23 protein-coding genes are annotated in these 19,137 nt (G+C 61.8%); 15 read left to right on the top strand and 8 right to left on the bottom strand.

Features of this window, described 5'->3' with window-relative positions:
- The first annotated feature begins 22 nt into the window (after positions 1–22).
- The gene (locus tag XB14_RS07450; protein ID WP_077960998.1) at positions 23–778 is read left to right on the top strand and encodes a hypothetical protein; all 756 of its coding nucleotides are present in this window, start codon (positions 23–25) and stop codon (positions 776–778) included.
- Between the two features lie 109 nt (positions 779–887).
- Here the strand turns inward: XB14_RS07450 and XB14_RS07445 are convergent, their stop codons facing one another.
- Entirely contained in the window at positions 888–1,685 is a 798-nt protein-coding gene (locus tag XB14_RS07445) for a glycosyltransferase family 25 protein (RefSeq protein WP_077960997.1), read from the bottom strand.
- Positions 1,686–1,973: 288 nt separating this feature from the next.
- On the opposite strand from XB14_RS07445, the gene XB14_RS07440 reads away from it, so the two are divergent.
- From XB14_RS07440 to XB14_RS07405, 9 genes are all read left to right on the top strand, one after another.
- The gene (locus tag XB14_RS07440; RefSeq protein WP_234803999.1) at positions 1,974–2,357 is read left to right on the top strand and encodes a hypothetical protein; all 384 of its coding nucleotides are present in this window, start codon (positions 1,974–1,976) and stop codon (positions 2,355–2,357) included.
- Between the two features lie 143 nt (positions 2,358–2,500).
- Positions 2,501–2,623 carry a hypothetical protein gene (locus tag XB14_RS33755; protein ID WP_268802273.1) on the top strand — a complete coding sequence of 41 codons (123 nt, stop codon included), beginning with the start codon at positions 2,501–2,503 and terminating at the stop codon, positions 2,621–2,623.
- Between the two features lie 188 nt (positions 2,624–2,811).
- Positions 2,812–3,204 carry a hypothetical protein gene (locus tag XB14_RS07435; RefSeq protein ID WP_077960996.1) on the top strand — a complete coding sequence of 131 codons (393 nt, stop codon included), beginning with the start codon at positions 2,812–2,814 and terminating at the stop codon, positions 3,202–3,204.
- 127 nt (positions 3,205–3,331) lie between these two features.
- Positions 3,332–3,898 carry a hypothetical protein gene (locus XB14_RS07430; protein ID WP_143348279.1) on the top strand — a complete coding sequence of 189 codons (567 nt, stop codon included), beginning with the start codon at positions 3,332–3,334 and terminating at the stop codon, positions 3,896–3,898.
- 134 nt (positions 3,899–4,032) lie between these two features.
- On the top strand, positions 4,033–4,221 hold the full coding sequence (locus XB14_RS07425; protein WP_077960994.1) for a hypothetical protein: 189 nt from the start codon (positions 4,033–4,035) through the stop codon (positions 4,219–4,221).
- 193 nt (positions 4,222–4,414) lie between these two features.
- Positions 4,415–4,651, top strand: a complete 237-nt coding sequence (locus tag XB14_RS07420) for a DUF982 domain-containing protein (RefSeq protein WP_077960993.1) — start codon at positions 4,415–4,417, stop codon at positions 4,649–4,651.
- 325 nt (positions 4,652–4,976) lie between these two features.
- Positions 4,977–5,183, top strand: a complete 207-nt coding sequence (locus tag XB14_RS07415) for a hypothetical protein (RefSeq protein ID WP_043625188.1) — start codon at positions 4,977–4,979, stop codon at positions 5,181–5,183.
- 249 nt (positions 5,184–5,432) lie between these two features.
- The gene (locus tag XB14_RS07410) at positions 5,433–6,119 is read left to right on the top strand and encodes a fumarylacetoacetate hydrolase family protein (protein ID WP_077960992.1); all 687 of its coding nucleotides are present in this window, start codon (positions 5,433–5,435) and stop codon (positions 6,117–6,119) included.
- A gap of 75 nt (positions 6,120–6,194) precedes the next feature.
- Entirely contained in the window at positions 6,195–6,725 is a 531-nt protein-coding gene (locus XB14_RS07405) for a gamma carbonic anhydrase family protein (protein ID WP_077960991.1), read from the top strand.
- A 368-nt stretch (positions 6,726–7,093) separates the two neighbouring features.
- Here XB14_RS07405 and XB14_RS07395 read toward each other — a convergent pair whose 3' ends face one another.
- The 3 genes from XB14_RS07395 to XB14_RS07385 are packed head-to-tail and all read right to left on the bottom strand — an operon-like array spanning position 7,094 to position 9,217.
- Positions 7,094–7,489, bottom strand: coding sequence for a Fur family transcriptional regulator (locus XB14_RS07395; RefSeq protein WP_077960989.1), 396 nt, complete (start codon positions 7,487–7,489; stop codon positions 7,094–7,096).
- Positions 7,489–8,319: a zinc ABC transporter permease subunit ZnuB gene (gene znuB / locus XB14_RS07390; RefSeq protein ID WP_077960988.1), complete on the bottom strand. Its 831-nt coding sequence runs from the start codon at positions 8,317–8,319 to the stop codon at positions 7,489–7,491. Before znuB ends, XB14_RS07395 begins: the two co-directional genes overlap by 1 nt.
- Positions 8,312–9,217 (bottom strand): metal ABC transporter ATP-binding protein, encoded by a 906-nt coding sequence (locus XB14_RS07385; protein WP_077960987.1) that lies wholly within the window; start codon positions 9,215–9,217, stop codon positions 8,312–8,314. Before XB14_RS07385 ends, znuB begins: the two co-directional genes overlap by 8 nt.
- A gap of 184 nt (positions 9,218–9,401) precedes the next feature.
- Here XB14_RS07385 and znuA point away from each other — a divergent pair, with 184 nt between their 5' ends.
- From znuA to XB14_RS07365, 3 genes are all read left to right on the top strand, one after another.
- Positions 9,402–10,391, top strand: coding sequence for a zinc ABC transporter substrate-binding protein ZnuA (gene znuA / locus XB14_RS07380; protein ID WP_077960986.1), 990 nt, complete (start codon positions 9,402–9,404; stop codon positions 10,389–10,391).
- Positions 10,392–10,737: 346 nt separating this feature from the next.
- Positions 10,738–11,940, top strand: a complete 1,203-nt coding sequence (locus tag XB14_RS07370; RefSeq protein WP_077960984.1) for a GTP-binding protein — start codon at positions 10,738–10,740, stop codon at positions 11,938–11,940.
- The gene (locus tag XB14_RS07365) at positions 11,940–12,152 is read left to right on the top strand and encodes a hypothetical protein (protein ID WP_077960983.1); all 213 of its coding nucleotides are present in this window, start codon (positions 11,940–11,942) and stop codon (positions 12,150–12,152) included. The genes XB14_RS07370 and XB14_RS07365 overlap by 1 nt, the downstream gene beginning before the upstream one ends.
- A gap of 35 nt (positions 12,153–12,187) precedes the next feature.
- On the opposite strand, the gene XB14_RS07360 is transcribed toward XB14_RS07365, so the two are convergent.
- Both XB14_RS07360 and XB14_RS07355 read right to left on the bottom strand, forming a co-directional pair.
- Positions 12,188–12,589, bottom strand: a complete 402-nt coding sequence (locus tag XB14_RS07360) for an RcnB family protein (RefSeq protein ID WP_077960982.1) — start codon at positions 12,587–12,589, stop codon at positions 12,188–12,190.
- A gap of 124 nt (positions 12,590–12,713) precedes the next feature.
- Positions 12,714–14,342 carry a glycoside hydrolase family 43 protein gene (locus tag XB14_RS07355; RefSeq protein WP_077960981.1) on the bottom strand — a complete coding sequence of 543 codons (1,629 nt, stop codon included), beginning with the start codon at positions 14,340–14,342 and terminating at the stop codon, positions 12,714–12,716.
- A 345-nt stretch (positions 14,343–14,687) separates the two neighbouring features.
- Here XB14_RS07355 and XB14_RS07350 point away from each other — a divergent pair, with 345 nt between their 5' ends.
- Complete coding sequence (locus XB14_RS07350; protein WP_077960980.1) at positions 14,688–15,263, top strand: TRAP transporter small permease subunit; 576 nt, start codon at positions 14,688–14,690, stop codon at positions 15,261–15,263.
- Positions 15,260–17,083 (top strand): TRAP transporter large permease, encoded by a 1,824-nt coding sequence (locus XB14_RS07345; RefSeq protein WP_077960979.1) that lies wholly within the window; start codon positions 15,260–15,262, stop codon positions 17,081–17,083. Before XB14_RS07350 ends, XB14_RS07345 begins: the two co-directional genes overlap by 4 nt.
- 300 nt (positions 17,084–17,383) lie before the next feature.
- On the opposite strand, the gene XB14_RS07335 is transcribed toward XB14_RS07345, so the two are convergent.
- Both XB14_RS07335 and XB14_RS07330 read right to left on the bottom strand, forming a co-directional pair.
- Complete coding sequence (locus XB14_RS07335) at positions 17,384–17,797, bottom strand: cupin domain-containing protein (RefSeq protein ID WP_077960977.1); 414 nt, start codon at positions 17,795–17,797, stop codon at positions 17,384–17,386.
- 150 nt (positions 17,798–17,947) lie between these two features.
- A complete protein-coding gene (locus XB14_RS07330) occupies positions 17,948–19,054 on the bottom strand; it encodes a TRAP transporter substrate-binding protein (protein ID WP_077960976.1) in 1,107 nt (368 codons plus the stop codon).
- Positions 19,055–19,137 lie beyond the last annotated feature (83 nt).

The following is a 19,137-nucleotide window of genomic DNA, read 5'->3' as shown; positions in this document are numbered from 1 at the left end:
GGATCGCCGCAATGAGGGATTGATGTCGAATATTGTCAACACGGTTTGGATCGGCAAGCAGCTTGGCCCTGTTCATGCCGCCTGCTTGCGATCGTTTTTGCGTAATGGCTATGACGTGGTGCTGCATTCGTTTGCAATGCCGGAAGATGCGCCTGAAGGCGTGAGGTTATTCGATGCAAGCAAGCTGATGGCTTTGCAGGAGATCGACGTTTTCCGAAAAACCAACATGTTGGCTCTTGCCTCGGATATCTATCGCTATCGCATTCAACGCGAGAATCTGGGGCTCTATGTCGACTGCGATGTGTATTGCCTGAAGCCTTTTGAGGAAACTGATTACATTTTCGCCTGGGAAAGCTCCAAGCTGATCGGCAGTGCCGTTCTCAAGGTTCCTTCGCAAAGCCGTTTGTTGCAAGAGCTCGTAGAGGCGTCTGAGGACCTTCATTTCATTCCGCCGTGGCTACCCCGCCGCAAAAGAAACAAGATGGCACTGCGGAAAAAGCTCGGCTTTCCGGTTCATGTCGCAGATCAGGCTTGGGGTGTCATCGGCCCGCAACTTTTGACGCATTATGTGCGCGAGTTGGACCTGACGAACCATGTGTCCAGCATCGATACCTTTTACAATCTGCATTTCGAATGCACTGGCTTGCTGTACGAACCCGGGCTTTCCGTTCTTGACCTGGCGACCAGGCGTTCCTCTTTTCTTCACCTATGCAATTCCCGCCTGAAGCCAAGTGGCGTTCCGGCCGGCAGTCCGATGCACGAAATCCTGAACTCGTGACATCGCAGGACATCGAAAAGACGGGACTTGGGTGAGATCGCCCTGCCCGTCTTTCGGCCTGAGAAGTCGCAGATGCGTGGCGACGCTGCCACGATGAACAGCGTCCGACTTAGCCGAACGGCACGCTGGTCCAGCGGTAACGGATGCTGCGCAGAAGGAACGGCGGCAGCGCCGCTGCCTGTAACGACAGCCGCATGCACTCGCGCCAGAGCTTCTGGTGTGCCTTGAGCTTCGGCTTGACGCGAACCGTTGCGCCGGCCTTGCGGATCGTGCTTCCATGCGCGGGATCGGCGCTGTCGAGCAGCACGCCCTGGATGCAGACGGCAGGATAGAGCTGATGAATGCGGCAGTCGTCCGGCCGCGGCACCTCATCGTCGAACATGAAATGATCGACAGGGCATGGGAACGAGCCTTCGGAGAGCTCAAGCAGCCGCTTTGCATAGCCCTGCGAGATCACATAGCCGCCCGTGCCGACGTGGCACCCTTTCAATCCGTGGATCGAGCGCCCGGCATCGGCGAGCACACGGGTACGGCTGAGGAAGACCTTCTGCCTGAAGGTTTCGATCTTCAGCAAGCCCACTTCGGCCGGGATCCAATCCGACGACGAGAGCGCCTGGGCGGCGCCCGGCGAAAAGAAGACGTCGTCCTCGATCACTGCGCCATAGGCATCGCTGCCTTCCGCGATGATCGCCCAGCACTTTCGATGGCTCATGAAGCAGGCGATTTCCGCCTTGTTCATCCTCTTCCATTCTTTCGACGCCGGCTGCATTGCCAGCACGGCATCATCGAGCTCTCGCCCGTCGACTGCTGCGACGCGCTCGAAATTCAGGCCGAGAATGGAAAACTGGCTTCCGATATGGGTCAGTCGCTCGGGGGAACGGTCGAGATTGATCACCAGGCAGCGCATGGCAAAACGTCCTGTGTCCTTCCATCTTTGCGTGTGCGGGCTGAAAACGATCGCCGCTTGGCGTGCCGATTGCGCCCGAACACCTGAATTACAGAAAATTCTCCGAAATCAATGGCAACGCAACCGAGCGCATCATCGGGATTCGTATGATTGTGTGACCGGCTATCACGGATCGCGCAGCGTCACAACGACCAGCGAAAAACGGGTCCACTTGCCTAGAAGTTGATCTTGCAGGTATCCCGTCGGCCATCTACAACCTGCGCGACAAAAACTCATGAGGGACAAGGAATGCTGAAATACGTCTATCTCGGGCTGGCCGCTCTGGCGCTTTCCGGATGCCAGCCGCCGGCGCCGGAATCGGTCCTCGCGTCTCAAAAGCCGCCGTCGGCAGCAGTGCGCAGCGCCTATGTGAAATTGGCAAGGAGCGTTGGCGCCACGGGCGCGCAGTTCAAGATGGCCCAGATATCGAGCGTGGTGCTGTTCAACCCCGACGCCAAGATCTATGCCTTCTGCGTTCGCTTCAGGGAAACGCGGATCCAGCATCGGCTGGCGGTCAGTGGTTACGCCCTGCGCGATGGGCAGATCATCGACGCGAGCACGAATGATTCGCGCTGCGGCGACAAGCGGCTGCGCTACTACGACTTCCCTGAACTGCTCGCGGTACGAGGCTGATAGGAGCACTACCAAGGCGGCGGCTCGGCGTTCCCCCGGGGGAGCGCCCCGTCGCCGAAGCTGCTTCAGCGATCATGGTTTCCATCTTGTTAAGGAAGATCGCCGATTGTTCCGCATCGACATGATCGTCGTCGGAGCGAAACATGAGCTACGATTGGAGCGGCGCACGGCGCCGGCGAACAATAGCGACCGTCATCGGCGCCGCATTTCTGCTGTTGGCGCTTGCCGCCACGGTGGCAGCATCGGTTGGCAGCGACCTTTTCTGAGCGACAGAGGCTTTTTCCCGCCGTTGAACCATACAGGAAGAAACGCGCGAAGCGCGGCGGGACGAAGGCAAGTATTCGGCTCGTCCTGTCCCCGCCGCTGCGCGCAGCACGGACTTGACGACGCTCGCGGACAGGACTAGGGCAGCGTTCCTGTATCGTTACCGATGACAGGAACAAGGACGGACGGCATGAAACGCGCGATCGTGGCACTGCTCACGCTTCTATTGGCCGGATGCCAATCGATGGAGTTGGAGGCGCCCGAAGCCGCAAGGCCGAGACCGGCCGCCCCTTCCGTTCCGACGCTATCGGGCGACGCGCTCCAGGCCTTCCTGGTCGGCAAGACGCTGCGTTACAATCTGAACGGCGTCAACTCCACCTTCTACCCCGACGGCCGCTATGGCTACCGCGACTACGAGGTGCGCGACGGCGGCAGCTACACGATCACCGGCGACGAGGTCTGCATCACATTCGAGGATGGTGGACGGCGCTGCGATCAGTATGCGCAGATCGGCTCCGACTATTACCGCATCGAGGAAGGCGGCCGCCGCACCAAGGTGGACCGCGTCGTACCCGCGGCCTGATAGGGCTCACTTTCCAAGCCTCGAGAAAAAACCAGCCATGCAGAGTCCGAGCCAGATCGTATCGATGCGCGAGTTTCTGCGGACGGGCGTCTTGGGGCCGGTTTCCTGCGCGATGACGCTACTGGACGTGGCCAAGGCGCTCGGCGCCCCGGACCGATTCTTGACGGAATATGCCGAAACCGTCCCGACCTATTGGTGTTACGGCAAGCTCGAGATCGAGTTCGACGAAGACGCCCCGCACCCGATGAACTGGTTCCAGATCGAGTTTGCCGGTGAACTGCGCGGGGATTTCGAGATCCTGACAGATAGTCTCGTTCTATCCCTCGAAGGCCTGAATGGGCGGACGAAGCCATCCGCATGCATCGAGGCCGGCCGGTGGGACCCGGCCGGGACGCTCGTCAACATCGGCGCGAATGTGGATGACATCATGATCAACATTTGCGCCGGGCCGGTTCAGATCTTCTTCCGCGTCGATTCGACCTTCATCCCCGACGGCGACGCCGAGCGTTACATCGCCGAAACCGCGCTCGGTCAGATCATCAGGGACATCGACGGGCGCACCGAGTTCGACAGCATCTATTCACTACCAACGGCGGCGATTGCCAGCACCAGGTCGCGTCACGGCTACAAGTTGGCCACGGACGGCACAACGTATCTCGCAGCCCTCGCCTACAGCAGTCGGGAACCTCTCTGACCCCTCATTCCGAAGGGGTCCAATTCGGCTGAGTTCTGCCATAGTGCGTGCAACGACCGGCAGAAGACGGCGTGCGGGAGGGACGGGTGGCCCCATTGCGTGCGACACAATGCCTGGCACTGTCGAAGACAGACATGGCGAGGCTGCAGCGGGTCTTTGACGCGCTTTGCGTCGAACAGGGCTGGGCGCGCGACGGCGAGGCGGCGCGGCGTCATGCCAGGATGCTGATCGACGATTATCTCGCAGGCAATACGAGCGAGGGACGCCTGCTCATTGCCGGTCGCGCTTTCGCCGAGAGATTGCGGCGCGATATGCCCCGATAACGCCGACGGGGCGATCGCGCGAGACGGCGAGGCCCTTGGCGCCTGCAACCTGCCCTCGCGATACTGAAATCTACTTACAAAAGCGAACTCCTGCGTTACATTAGCAAGATCGACTGCCGACGCCCTCGAGAGGAGCCTGGGCCCGGCTGTCGCGTGGCCGACATTCATTGAGATGATCTCAAGGAGGAGACGCATGCAATTAGTCTGGAAACAGCCGATCGAGCTCGACTTCATCAGTGGCGATTGCCGTACCGTCAAGGGCCCCTCAGATGCCCTCGCCTGCCTCGCGGACCATTGGCCTCGCCGCGGACCATTCTATGTCGCCGCCCGCAGTGCATGCCGCGCCGCCATCGACGGCCGTCGCACCGCCGAGGAAGCCCGATCGCTGTTCATCTCGGCCGCTCAGGAAGCAGAGCTGAAGACGCACTAAGGCGCCAACCGGCGCTCGATCGACTGTGCCGCCGCAATGCGGAGAGCGCTTGCCATAGGGCAAGTGGCAAGACTGATATTTTTGTTTCGAAGCAACGGCGCTGGTCGCCGGATATGACATTCCGGTACCGGCCAGACGTCGGGAAACGCATCATTTCAGCACATTACTGCCCAATCTCGGGTGATTTTTCCAGAAATGGCCCGATTTCTGTCGTGAAGCATTCATTTCTTTCTACTATATTCTGAGGTGCCTCACAAAAACCCATTTCGGAGCGTTAAGTCCCTATCAAGGGAATCTAAAAAAACGATATACGGGAGAGAACAGTATGAGCGAGAGCAATCTCTATCGCATCGTTGAAGTCACCGTGAAGCGCGAAGGCGGCCGCCGTGATCTCGGGATCATGACCGTGCGCCAGGCCCTTGAGCTTCCCCAGGTCCCAAGCCTCGAATACAGCCATCCCGAACTTAACTCGCGTTCGGACGGTCGGTTCCTGACCCGAGATCAGCTTCAGGCCTACGCGCAGTGCGCCTGAGTTTGCCGCTCACGGCATCCGCGCGGATGCCGTGATTGCGCGCGCCCATCCGGGCGCGCTCCAGCCGGAACAGTCTCCCCCAATCCTTCCTTTATTTTTTTTGCGGATCGATTCCGATTCGCGGATTTATGCATTAACGTCCGGATTCTCTCCCGCCTCGCCTGACACCGAAATCGGTCGACGTGCGAGCGCCCATCAAACGCGGTCTCCTGTCGATGAAGACAGGCGGGCGCCCAAGACCGGACGATCATGGAAACCATCATCCCTCCTCCGCTTCCCGTACTGCTGCCGATTTCCGGCAGCCTCGTCGGATTTCCAGTCCGCCGGGTCTATTGCGTCGGCCGCAACTATGCTGCCCATGCGATCGAAATGGGCCACGACCCCAACCGCGAGCCGCCGTTCTTCTTCCAGAAAAATCCGGACAATCTGCTCGCCGCCGGCAACACCTTCCCCTACCCGCCATTGACCACCGACGTTCACCACGAGGTGGAGCTCGTCGTGGCGCTGAAGCGCGGCGGCAGCGACATCGCCGTCGAGGACGCGCTGGAATGCGTCTATGGCTACGCCGTCGGCATCGATTTCACCCGCCGCGACCTGCAGGCCGAGGCCAAGAAGGCTGGCAAGCCCTGGGCCGCCGCCAAGGCATTCGAACATTCCGCCCCGGTTTCGGCGATCGCATCGGCCGAAACGATCGGCCATCCGGTCAACGGCAACATCTGGCTGAAGGTCAACGGCGAAATGCGCCAGCAGGGCGATCTCGACCAGATGATCTGGAAGGTGCCGGAGGTGATCGCCGAACTCTCCAAGCTCTTCACGCTGGCGCCGGGCGACATCATCATGACCGGCACGCCCTCGGGCGTCGGCCCGGTCGCGCGCGGCGACGAGGTCATGTGCGGCGTCGACGGCGTTGCGGCCCTTGCCGTGACGGTCGTCTGACAGGATCATCTGCGGAAGGCGGTCCCCCGCTTGCCGCCCGGCGCCGCTTGGCCGCGTCACGAAAGGACAAAATGGATGCCACTATACGCCCTCGGATCACTTCGCCCGCAGACCCCGCCGAAGGGTAGCTATTGGGTGGCCCCGGACGCCAATGTCATCGGCCAGGTCGAGATCGGCGACGAGGTCGGCATCTGGTTTGGCGTGACGCTGCGCGGCGACAATGAGCCGATCCGGCTTGGCGCCCGCACCAATATCCAGGAAAACGTCGTCATCCATGTCGATCCGGGTTTTCCGGTGACGATCGGCGAAGGCTGCACCATCGGGCACAGTGCCATCATCCACGGCTGCACCATCGGCGAAAACTCGCTGATCGGCATGGGCGCGACCGTGCTCAACGGCGCCAGAATCGGCCGCAACTGCCTCGTCGGCGCCAATGCGCTGGTCACCGAAGGCAAGGAGTTCCCCGACAATTCGCTGATCGTCGGCGCGCCGGCCAAGGCTATCCGGACGCTCGACGATGCGGCAGTCGAAGGACTGAAGCGTTCGGCAGCGCACTACGTCAAGAACTGGCGGCGCTACGCCGCCGACCTCACCCGGCTCGACTGAGCCCACTTGAGTGGGCACAACTTCTTGGTCTGGGATCACACGTGACCGAGCCTCCACGTTTGGATGTCGAAGCGAACTGGAAAGCGCTGGAGATGTTGTCCAACGGGACAGCGTCAGTTCGAGCCGTAGTCGAGCAAAGCGAGAATCACGGCCTGCTTCGATACTCTATCGAGCAGTACTTCGGTCCGGCGGAAGAAGATGAAGGGCAGTGGCCGCTAGGTTTTTGGCAGGCAACATCGCGTTCGGGCCTATATGATTCCGTCATCCAAACGGTGAAGGAAGCCCAAGCTTCCCTTCATCGAACCCGGGTTCGCGTGGGGGACGACATCTGATGTTCGGCGAGACAAGCGCAGTTGCCGGACCAGACCCTACGCGCAGCTCTGGCAATGGCCGCGGATCTCGATCGTGGTCTTCTCGGTCTTGAAGTTCTGCGCCCGCGTCAGCGTCGAAAGCCGCTGCTCGATCGCCTCGTCATGGAACTCGGTCACCTGGCCGCAGCCCTCGCAGATGGTAAAGGCAGTGACGCCATGGTCGTGCTCGTGGTCATGCGGGCAGGAGCAGGCGACGAAGGCGTTGATACTCTCCAGCCGGTGCACCATGCCGTATTCCTGCAGCTTGTCGAGCGCGCGATAGACCTGCAGCGGCGCGCGAAAACCATGATCGCGCAGCTTGTCGAGAATCGTGTAGGCGCTCATCGGCCCTTCGGAATGGCTGAGCGCATCCATCACCAGCGTCTGGTTCTTGGTCAGTTGCGGCGTAGCCATCAGTGATGCCCTCCAGGCGTGGAATGATGCGCTGCCTCGATCTGGCGGCGTCCGATCGGTAGCAGACTGAGAACGAAAAGCCCAACGGCTGCAACGACGATAGACGGTCCCGATGGCGTATCCCAGTGCAGCGAACCGAAAAGACCACCGGTAACGGCGAGCGCACCGATCACCGATGCGAGCACCGCCATCACTTCCGGCGACGTCGAGAAGCGCCGGGCGGTGGCGGCCGGGATGATCAGCAGCGAGGTGATCAGCAGGATGCCGACGATCTTCATGGCGATCGCGATGACAAGCGCCATCAAGAGCATGAAGAAGAGCCGCGTGCGCTCGGGCTTCAGCCCCTCGGCTTCTGCAAGTTCCGGATTGACGGTGGAGGCAAGCAGCGGGCGCCAGAGATAGACGATGGCGAAGATGACGAGGATGCCGCCGCCCCAGATGATGTCGATGTCGGATTCGGAGACGGCAAGGATGTCGCCGAAGAGGAAGCCGACGAGATCGATGCGCACCCAGGTCATGAAGGCGACGATGACGAGGCCGAAGGAGAGCGCCGAGTGCGAGAGGATGCCGAGCAGCGCATCCGTCGATAGCGCGCCGCGCCGTTGCAGGAAGAGCAGCAGCACCGAGACGGCGGCGGCAACGATGAAGACGCTGAGCATCAGGTTGAGTTCGAGAAGCAGCGACAGGGCGACGCCGAGCAGCGCCGAATGCGCCATGGTGTCGCCGAAATAGGCCATGCGCCGCCAGATGACGAAGCAGCCGAGCGGCCCGGCCATGACGGCGATGCCGATGCCGGCGATCAGCGCGCGCACGAAGAAATCGTCAAGCATCGCGCTTCTCCTTCGCCTCGTAGCCATGCAGGCGCGTGTGATGGCCGCAGCCGCAGTCCTCGCCGTGGTCGTGCACGTTTTCCTCGTCGTCGTGGTGATGTCCGTCGCCGGGATAGCAATGTTCGGTGATCGAACCGTCCGCATGCAGCACCCGGCCATCGGGCAGATGGGTGTGGTCGTGGTGGTGGCTGTAGACGGCAAGCGTATTGGCCGCGCGCCTTCCGAAGAGCTTCTGGTATTCCGGGCTCTGGCTGACCGCCTGCGGCGTACCGCGGCAGCAGACATGGCCATTGAGGCAGACGACCGTATCGGTTTCGGCCATGACGATATGCAGGTCGTGCGAGATCAACAGGATGCCGCAGCCGGTGCGGTTGCGGATCTGCTTGATCAGTTCGTAGAGCGCGATCTCGCCGCTGAAATCGACGCCCTGCACCGGTTCGTCGAGCACCAGGAGGTCCGGCTTGCGGGCGATGGCGCGGGCAAGCAGCGCCCGCTGGAACTCACCGCCGGAGAGATGCTGCACCTCGGATTTGGCCAGATGCAGCACCCCGGTTGCCGACAGCGCTTCCTCGATCTCCCGGCCCTTCAGGGGGCCAGTCAGCGTCATCAGCCGCTCGACCGTCAAGGGCAGCGTCCAGTCGACGGCAAGCTTCTGCGGCACGTAGCCGACCTTCAGGCCCGGCTTGCGCTCGACATGGCCCTCGTCCGGTTTCAATACGCCGATCGCCGTCTTTGCCGTCGTCGATTTGCCGGAGCCGTTCGGCCCGATCAGCGTGACGATCTCGCCCGGGCTGATCGAGAATTCGACGCCGCGCACCAGCCAGCGACCGTTGCGGAGCACGCCGGCATTGCTGAGATTGACCAGCGGCAGCGTTTCTGGAGAACGGAAATTCAGCATGAAAAAATTCCGGATTGCATGGTTGCCACTGGCTATCGCACACGTTATAGCATAACGCAATTGATGTAATAACATTACATGACAACTTCAAGGCCATCAACGGCCTGTTGGAGTAATAGCTTTGCATGCCCGACAGCGCGCCTGGCCAATGCGGCAGGCGCGTCAATCAAGCCCGGAGAACCCGATGAAATCGACATCCGCCCTGCTCTTTGCCTCCACCATGCTGCTCGCCGCACCTGCTGTCGCCGCGGGCCCCGATGTGGTGGTTTCGATCAAGCCGATCCACTCCCTCGTCGCCTCGATCATGCAGGGCGTCGGCGAGCCGTCGCTGATCGTCGAGGGCGCCGCCTCGCCGCACACCTACAATATGAAGCCATCCAACGCTTCCGCGCTGCAGGCCGCGAAAGTGGTCTTCTGGGTCGGTCCGGGGCTCGAAGCCTTTCTCGACAAGCCGCTCGACGCCTTGAGCAGCGGCGCCAAGGTGGTGGAGCTTAGCGAAGCGCCGGGCATCGAGAAGCTGAAGTTCCGCGAGGGCGGTGCCTTCGAGGCGCATGACCACGGCGAGGAAGGCCACGGCGAGGAGGGGCACAAGGATGCCGAGGGCGAAGCCGGCCACGATCACGGCCATGATCATCATGACCACGGCCACGGCGATACCGACCTGCACATGTGGCTTGACCCCATGAATGCCAAGGCGATGGCCGCCGAGATCGAAAAGACGCTTGCCGCGGCCGATCCGGACAATGCGACCGCCTACAAGGCCAATCTGGATGCGCTGAACAAGCGCCTGGACGCGCTGGATGCCAAGCTCACGGAGACCGTGGCGCCGGTCAAGGACAAGCCCTTCGTCGTCTTCCACGATGCCTACCAGTACTTCGAGCACCGCTACAAAGTGCGCGTCGCCGGCTCGATCACCGTCAGCCCCGAGGTCCTGCCGGGTGCGGATCGGGTGTCGCAGATCCATGCCAAGATCAGGGAACTGGGTGCGACTTGCGTCTTTGCCGAACCGCAGTTCGAGCCGAAGCTGATCAATGTGGTGATCGAGGGCACACCGGCGAAGTCCGGCACGCTCGACCCGGAGGCCGGCACGCTCGACGCCGGCCCGGATCTCTATTTCCAGATGATGGAGGGGATCGGCACGTCGCTGAAAACCTGCCTTTCCTCGGCAAGCTGACCCGTCCTCCCAAGACGACGGTGGCGGGCGTCTGCCCGCCTCACGCTGCTGCCAAAGCTTGAGATGGCATGCTGGTTGTTATCCCGCGCTCCGTCATCCCTTCCCTTGTGGCGGGGATCCAGCGACCCGACGTCCGTCGGGTCAAAAGACTCTTCCGGCCCAAAGCTTGGGCCAGCAGGATTCCTGTGACAAGCACAGGAATGACGGAGGTGTTGTTGGCTGACCCGGCCTTCATCGGCCGCTGCCATAATCAGAAGCAGCTTTGTCAGCAGTGCGAGGCGAGCGTCGGCGCCCGCCTATTTTTTTCGCAAGTACTTGTAACGATATAACATACAGGAAACAATCGATGGAAAAGCTTCCCGTCACCGTTCTCTCCGGCTTCCTTGGCGCCGGCAAGACAACGCTGCTCAACCACGTGCTTTCCAACCGCGACGGTCTGCGCGTTGCCGTCATCGTCAACGACATGAGCGAGGTCAACATCGACGCGGCATTGGTGCGTGACGGCGGCGCCGGTCTGTCGCGTACCGAAGAGCAACTGGTGGAAATGACCAACGGCTGCATCTGTTGCACGCTGCGCGACGACCTCCTGAAGGAGGTGCGCAACCTCGCAGAACAGAACCGCTTCGACTATCTGCTGATCGAATCGAGCGGCATATCCGAGCCCCTTCCCGTCGCCACCACCTTCGACTTTCGCGACGAGGATGGCGAAAGCCTGGCCGACGTCGCGCGCCTCGACACGATGGTGACGGTGGTCGATGCGGCAAATCTTTTGGCCGACTATTCTTCGCTCGATTTCCTCGCCGACCGCGGCGAGACGGCGGGCGAAGGCGACACGCGCACGCTGGTCGATCTTCTCGTCGAACAGATCGAATTCGCCGATGTCGTTGTCCTCAACAAGGTGGGAACCGCCACGCCCGAGCAGGTGGATGCCGCGCGCAAGATCGTCGTCGGGCTCAATCCCGATGCGCAGCTGATCGAAACCGATTTCGGCAGGGTCAAACTCACGGAGGTGCTTGGAACCGGACGCTTCGATCTTGCCAGGGCCGAAGAACATCCGCTCTGGTACAAGGAATTGCACGGCTTCAAGGACCATATCCCGGAGACCGAGGAATACGGCATCCGCTCCTTCGTCTACCGCGCCCGCCGTCCGCTCGATCCCATGCGCTTTCAAGCCTTTCTCAATCGCTCCTGGCCGGGCGTGCTGCGCGCCAAGGGCTTCTTCTGGCTCGCCACCCGCCCGCATTATGTCGGCGAGATCAGCCAGGCCGGCCCGCTCGTCAGGACCGGCAAGATGGGCCTCTGGTGGTCAGCGGTGCCGCAGGAACAGTGGCCACGCGAACCAGGCTTTCTCGCCGCTGTTGGCCGCTACATCGATCCGGTCTGGGGAGACCGGCGACAAGAGATCGTCTTCATCGGTGCCGATCCGATGGACGAGGCCGAGCTTCGCGCCGAACTCGACGCTTGCCTGATCGCCGACGACGTCTTCCGTCCGGAACGTTGGCGCGATCTCGCCGATCCCTTCGCCAACTGGTCGCCGCGGGCTGCCTGATGGCAGACACCGCGCACGTTCCGCGCCGACCGCGCTACATCTGCATGGCGCTCAATGCCGCCGGGCGGCCGGTGCCGATGTTCGATCCGTTTCTGGGGGATGAACCTGCAGGTGAGGACGAGTGGCAGGAGGCAGGCGCTATCGAAATTCTGCTGTTTGGCGACCGGCAAAACCCACGCGCCGGTCACCGAAAAGGCGAAGGGGCAGCGTGAAAACGCCGCCCCTTCGCTGAACCCAGAGCGCCTTATCAGCGTGCTGCCGCCAGGCCGACGATGACGCCGGTTGCAAGGCTGATCAGCAGGAAATCGTTGCCGGACCGGACCCACTGCTGGCCGCGCGGCGGCGGACGCAGTCGGTAGTAACGGTAGTCGCGCACCTGCGCCATGTGGCGACGCTCGGCCGGCGACAGGCGATGGCCGCGCGCCCAGCGTTCCTTCTTCTTGACGATCACCCGCTTCTCGATGGTGACGTGCTTGTCGACGTGGCGATCCACGCGGCGATCGATGTGACGATCGTAATCGCGATCGACGGGTCGACGCGAACGATCATAGTTCTGCGCCACCTCGAAGGATCCTGCCGGCTGGGCAAGGGCTGCGACCGGCGTGATCAGAACCGAGCTGGCGACGAGCGCGATCAGGAGACGTTTCATTCGGGTGTCCTTTCGTTGTCTGCACCCGAAAACTAGTCCCCGCTTCCTGAACCGAATATGAAACGCTACATTACAAATGCGTAATGATATCCATCACTTATTTTGCATTCCTAATGTTCACGGATCAACCTGCAGCAAGGCTGACGTAGCGGAAACGGTCGAAGTCGGCAGCCCTGCCCGCGCCCGATGTGTCGAAGGCAAACATGCCGGCGAAGGCGCCGGTGAAGGAGCCATGCTCGCCGCGACCGCCCTCGTCCGAGACGACGCCGGCATCGAGGACCGGGCCGATCGGCAACCAATCTCCGCCTCCCGTCGTCCGCCAGAAGAACTGCAGGTCGTTGTCGCGAACTTCCATGGCAAGGTCGATCGGACCATCGGGAACGGCGATGCCGCTGCCGACGGGGAACTGCAGCCGGCCGTGCGGAAAATCGCCGGGGCATGAAAGGATCGTCAGCGCCCGGCCCAGCGTTTCGTGCCAGGTGACGCCGAGCGCATGGAATTTGTGGCGATTATAGTAGTGCGTCAGCCCCGCCACCTGCTGGTAGGTATCAGCCGAAATTTCGACCGTCGTTTCAGCACGGAAGGAATGGTGCTCCTGCCTTCGTGCCACCAGCGCCTGCTCGAACCAGCTGCCGATGCTCTCCCTGCCGAACAGTCTGAGGTGGCCCGGTCGCCACTCGAGCGAGAAAATCCGCTCCGGCTGAGGGGTACGCAGCCACTGGAACTCCGCCGGCAGCGCAGCGTTATCGAAATCCGTCTCCACTACGGACGGCTCAGCGCGCCGCTCCACTGGTTCCGGCGCCGGCACCAGCACGTCCGGCATCGGCCCGCCATTCTCCAGATAGAGCCAGCCATCCTCGCGCCAGACGCATTTCTGCAGCGCCGTCTCGCGGCCGAGCGTACAGCGGCGCTGAGGCGCCAGCGGCCGGCCGGTCAGATGGGTGTGATAGGCCTGACCATCAGGCGTTTCGACATATTGGCCGTGGCCCGCGCGCTGCAACGGCTCTTCGGGGTGGTCCTTCGACGTGATCAGATAGATATCCGGATGCATCTCATAGGGGCCGTCGATCGCGCGTGAGCGCGCCATCGTCACCGCATGGTCGTATCCGGTGCCGCCTTCCGCAGTCGTCAGGTAATACCAGCCGTTCTTTTTGAAGAGATGCGGGCCCTCGACGAGACCGAGCGGCGAGCCGGCAAAAATGTTCTTCACCGGGCCGACGAGCCTCCGCGTCCGCTCGTCCCATTCCTGCAGCAGGATGCCGTCAAAGGCGGGATGCTTGGGCGAACCGCCGAAGCTTTCGCTGCGGTGGTTCCACTGCATGTTGAGGAACCACTTGCGGCCATCGTCATCGTGAAACAGCGAAGGGTCGAAGCCGGAGGAATTGACGTAGACCGGATCCGACCAGGTCGCCTCGATCGCTTCCGCCGTCACGATGTAATTGTGCGCGTCCTTGAAGTTGCCGTCGAAACGCTTGACGTCGGTATAAACAAGCCAGAACAGCCCATCATCATAGGAGAGGCACGGCGCCCAGACGCCGCAGCTATCCGGGTTGCCGCGCATGTCGAGCTGGCTGGCCCGCTCCAGCGGACGACGCACCAGTTTCCAGTTCACCAGATCCCGCGAATGGTGGATCTGCACGCCCGGATACCATTCGAAGGTGGAGGTCGCGATGTAATAGTCGTCGCCGACGCGGCAGATCGACGGGTCCGGATTGAAGCCCGGCAGAATGGGGTTGCGGATCATGGTGGTCATGGTTCAGGCGTCCTCCCTTGGCGGCGCCATCCGACCTTAAAAATCATACAAATTCAAGACCGCAACGTTACAGTCATTCACACATCGGACTGTTTGCGACCCGCTTTCCACATCGATTCGGCCGGCGATCTGCACCTTAAGGCGGCGGACGATCGCCGTGCCTCGCCATCTGTAACCGGATTGCACAAACAATGGGCAGAGCGCCGGAACACCTCATTCTACTTTAGTCGGAGGCGGCCGAACTACACGGGAAAATCGCGGCCCGGACTTGAACGCGCGCTTGAAATCGGCACTCTGGCTGTGCTTGGCACAAGAACCATAAAAGCCATCGCGGGGAGGAAATCGATGAGAGCTTTGCTCGGCTTCAGCCGACTTATAGACACGATCACGGAATTCATCGGAAAGAGCGTTTCCTGGTTCATCCTGGCTGCCGTGCTCGTCAGCGCCGGCAATGCCGTGATCCGGAAAATCTTCAACATGTCGTCGAATGCCTGGCTCGAGGCGCAGTGGTACCTGTTCGGTGCCGCCTTCATGTTTGCGGCCGCCTATACGCTGAGCCAGAACGAGCATATCCGCATCGACGTGGTCTATGGCCAGTTCTCGCGCCGCGTGCAGCACTGGATCGACCTCCTGGGCCACCTGCTGTTCCTGATGCCCTTCGTTCTGCTCGTGCTCTACTACCTCTTCCCCTACGTGAAGATGTCCTACGTCTCGGGCGAGGTTTCATCGTCGGCCGGCGGCCTGATCATCTGGCCGGCCAAGGCCATCCTGCTCTTCGGCTTCCTGCTGCTGGCCTTCCAGGGCGTGTCGGAGATCATCAAGAAAATCGCGATCATGACCGGAAACATGGAAGACCCGACACCCTATGTGCCGACCCATGCGCCGCTTGACGATGTCGTGTCTCCGGAGACCCGTCCATGATCGAATTCATTGCTGAAAACCTGGCGCCGATCATGTTCGCGTCGCTGATCGTGTTCCTGCTTTTGGGATACCCGGTCGCCTTCTCGCTTGCCGCCAACGGCCTGCTGTTCTTCATCATCGGCGTCGAACTCGCGCCGTTGTCGGATTCGATCAATCTCTCCTGGCCGTTGCTCAACGCTCTGCCTGACCGGTTCTGGGGGGTGATGTCGAACGACACTTTGCTCGCCATCCCCTTCTTTACCTTCATGGGGATCGTGCTTGAGAAATCGGGCATGGCGGAAGACCTGCTCGACACCATCGGCCAGCTCTTCGGCCCGATCCGCGGCGGTCTTGCCTATGCGGTCATCTTCGTCGGCGCGCTGCTTGCAGCCACGACAGGCGTCGTTGCCGCCTCGGTCATCGCCATGGGTCTCATCTCGCTGCCGATCATGCTGCGCTACGGCTATGACCGGAAGGTCGCCTCGGGCGTTATCGCGGCTTCCGGCACGCTCGCCCAGATCATCCCGCCGTCACTCGTGCTCATCGTTCTTGCCGACCAGCTCGGCCGTTCGGTCGGCGACATGTATGCCGGCGCCCTGATCCCGGGCCTCGTGCTGACCGGGCTGTACATGGTCTACATCCTGATCATGACGATCCTGAAGCGTGACTCCATGCCGGCCCTGCCGCTGGAAGCCCGCACGCTTGGCTCCGGCGTTACCTCGCTGTTCATCGCGCTCGCGGTCGCAGTCGGCATTGCCTATGCTGCCCACGTCTATCTCTACCCGACACAGGGCGAGAACGCCGACATCCTCGGCGGCACAGTGGGCGTCGCCTTCATCTATATCGTCGCCCTGCTCGACCGCGGCCTGAAGATCAATGCGATGTCGAGGCTTGCCCAGCAGGTCATCATCGTGCTGATCCCGCCGCTGGCGCTGATCTTCCTCGTGCTCGGCACCATCTTCCTCGGCATCGCAACGCCGACAGAAGGCGGCGCCATGGGTGCTGTCGGCGCCTTGATCATGGCGGCCGCCAAGAGCCGTCTCACCATGGACGTGGTGCGCGGTGCACTGACGGCCACAACGAGGCTTTCCGCCTTCGTGCTGTTCATCCTGATCGGTGCGCGCGTCTTCTCGCTCACCTTCTACGGAGTCAACGGCCACATCTGGGTCGAACATCTGCTGACGGCGATGCCGGGCGGCGAAACCGGCTTCCTCATTACCGTCAACGTGCTCGTCTTCTTCCTGGCGTTCTTCCTCGATTTCTTCGAGCTCGCCTTCATCATCGTGCCGCTGCTTGCACCAGCTGCCGACAAGCTCGGCATCGACCTCATCTGGTTCGGCGTGCTGCTCGGCATCAACATGCAGACGAGCTTCATGCACCCGCCCTTCGGCTTCGCGCTCTTCTATCTGCGCTCGGTCGCGGCCAAGGTGCCCTATCTCGACAAGATCACCGGCAAGAACATCCAGCCAGTCACGACCGGCCAGATCTACTGGGGTGCGGTGCCCTTCGTCGGCATCCAGATCGTGATGGTGGCGCTGACGATCATGTTCCCGCAGATGGTCATGCACTACAAGGGAACGGGCACCGCCGTCGATCCGAACACCATCAAGATCGAGGTGCCCGGCTTCGGCGCCGGCGGCGGCGGTCTGGGCCTGCCCGGCGGCCTGCAGCTTCCAGGTGGCAGCCCGCTCGACCAGAAGCCGGCCGACCAGGGTGGTGGCGCACAGCCGCAGACGGCACCGTCCAACGACCTCAGCCAGCCACCGTCGTTTGGCAACCCGGGTGCCCAACCGCAGACGGCCCCATCCAACGACCTCAGCCAGCCACCGTCGTTCAATTAAGACGGCCGGCAGACGGACAAAAAGAGGGCGGCCCACAGGCCGCCCTTTTCGTTTGCCGACAACGATACCCGATGCCTGCAGGAGGTTGAGCGCAAACCACACTCTCCCTCATTCCTGTGCGTGTCACAGGAATCTCGCCAGCCCAAGTCCTTGGGCTGAAAAGAGTCTTTCGATCCGACGGACGTCGGATCGCTCCCCGCCACAAGGGCGAGGATGAACGAGGACGGGGCACGCATATCGCCACAAGCCATCGTCGTGGTCTGTCAGCAATCTCAGACCAACCATACCAAACGCACCCGCTCACTCCAGCCGCTTGGCGGGATTGTCGCGATACCAGTCGACGATCATCGGCATCGCCTCCTCGAACGGCCCGCCGACATAGACGTTGAGCAGACCCATGCGCGCGGTGCTCTCATTGCGGAAATCATGCATCGTCCCGCGCGGGATGACGAACAGCGAGCCCTTCGGCTTCTGGTGCCAGATATCGCCGACGAGCACGCTGGCGGTACCCTCGATCACATAGAAGATCTCGTCATTGTCGTCGTGCTTGTGGGCGCCCGGCCCCTCGTGCCTGGCATCGAGCCACCATTCCGAGATCGAAAAGCGACCCGCGGTCTCCGCTCCATCGGCTTTGAACACCGCTTGGATGGCGCCCATGTCGTAGCGGCGCCCCTCGTCGGGGCCGAGCACGACCGATTGGCCTTCGCTTGGCATTGCAGCTTCTCCTCGCAAATTGAAGGTCACACACTACCACGAAATACCGAAATCGCCGTGCCTGGCGTACACGCGGCCGTTGCTGAAACGAAAAAGCCGCCCGCAACCCGAGTTGCGAGCGGCCCTTGATCGTCTGAAACAGGCTGGGGCTTAGAGCTTGCCGCCGCGCTGCTGGATCATCATGAAGGTGTCGTAGTTGTATTCGGCGATCTGGGCGTTGAGGTAATACTCGCCGCGGAAAGCCTTGATCGAGTCCCAGATCTTCTTGAAGGTCGGGTTCGCGGCTTCCATCTCCGCATAGACCTCGTTGGCCTTGTCGAAGCAGGCCGACAGGATTTCGGCGCTGAACGGGCTGAGCTTGGCACCGGAAGCCACCAGGCGCTTGATCGCCGACGGGTTCAGGTAGTCGTACTTCTGCAGCATGTTCGCGTCGGTCGCCTGGCAGGCGGTACGCAGCAGCGACTGGTAGTTCTTGGGCAGGCCTTCGAAGGCCGCCTTGTTGAACATGGCGTGGACCGTCGGGCCACCTTCCCACCAGCCGGGATAGTAGTAGTAGGGTGCGACCTTGTAGAAGCCGAGCTTCTCGTCGTCATAGGGGCCGACCCATTCGGCAGCGTCGATGGTGCCCTTTTCCAGCGCCGGGTAGATGTCGCCGCCGGCGATCTGCTGCGGCACGACGCCGAGCTTCTCGACGACCTTGCCGGCAAAGCCCCCGATGCGCATCTTCAGGCCCTGCATGTCGGCGACCGTCTTGATTTCCTTGCGGAACCAGCCGCCCATCTGCACGCCGGTGTTGCCGCCGGGGAAGCCGACGAGGCCTTGGGTGCCCAGGAATTCGTTGAAGAGGTCGATGCCGCCGCCATGGTAGTGCCAGGCGTTCATGCCGCGCGCATTGAGCGCGAAGGGAACGGCCGCACCAAGCGCCCAGGTCGGGTCCTTGCCCCAGTAATAGTATGCAACCGTGTGGCAGGCCTCGACCGTACCGGCAGCAGCCGCGTCAGCCGCCTGCAGGCCGGGAACGATTTCGCCGGCCGCGAAAACCTGGATCTGGAAAGCACCGTCGGTTGCCTCCGAGACGTATTTCGACAGCACTTCGCCGCCGCCATAGATCGTGTCGAGCGACTTCGGGAACGACGACGCCAGGCGCCAGTTCACTTTCGGGTTTGCCTGTGCGATGGCCGGCGTCGCAAGCGCGGCTGCACCTGCGGCCGCCAAGCCGCCGAGGCTTGCGTTTTTAATGAATGAACGGCGATCCATGGTTCCTCCCCTAGTTCTCGCCAAAAAGGGTGGACGCAGCGCGCCTCTACCCATCAATCCACCCTGCCCCTTCCCGGACAAAC

This window comes from Ensifer adhaerens, assembly GCF_002007205.1.
GTDB lineage: Bacteria > Pseudomonadota > Alphaproteobacteria > Rhizobiales > Rhizobiaceae > Ensifer > Ensifer adhaerens_D.
The sequence above is the reverse complement of the archived record's forward strand: the minus strand, read 5'-3'. Positions and strand labels throughout refer to the sequence as shown.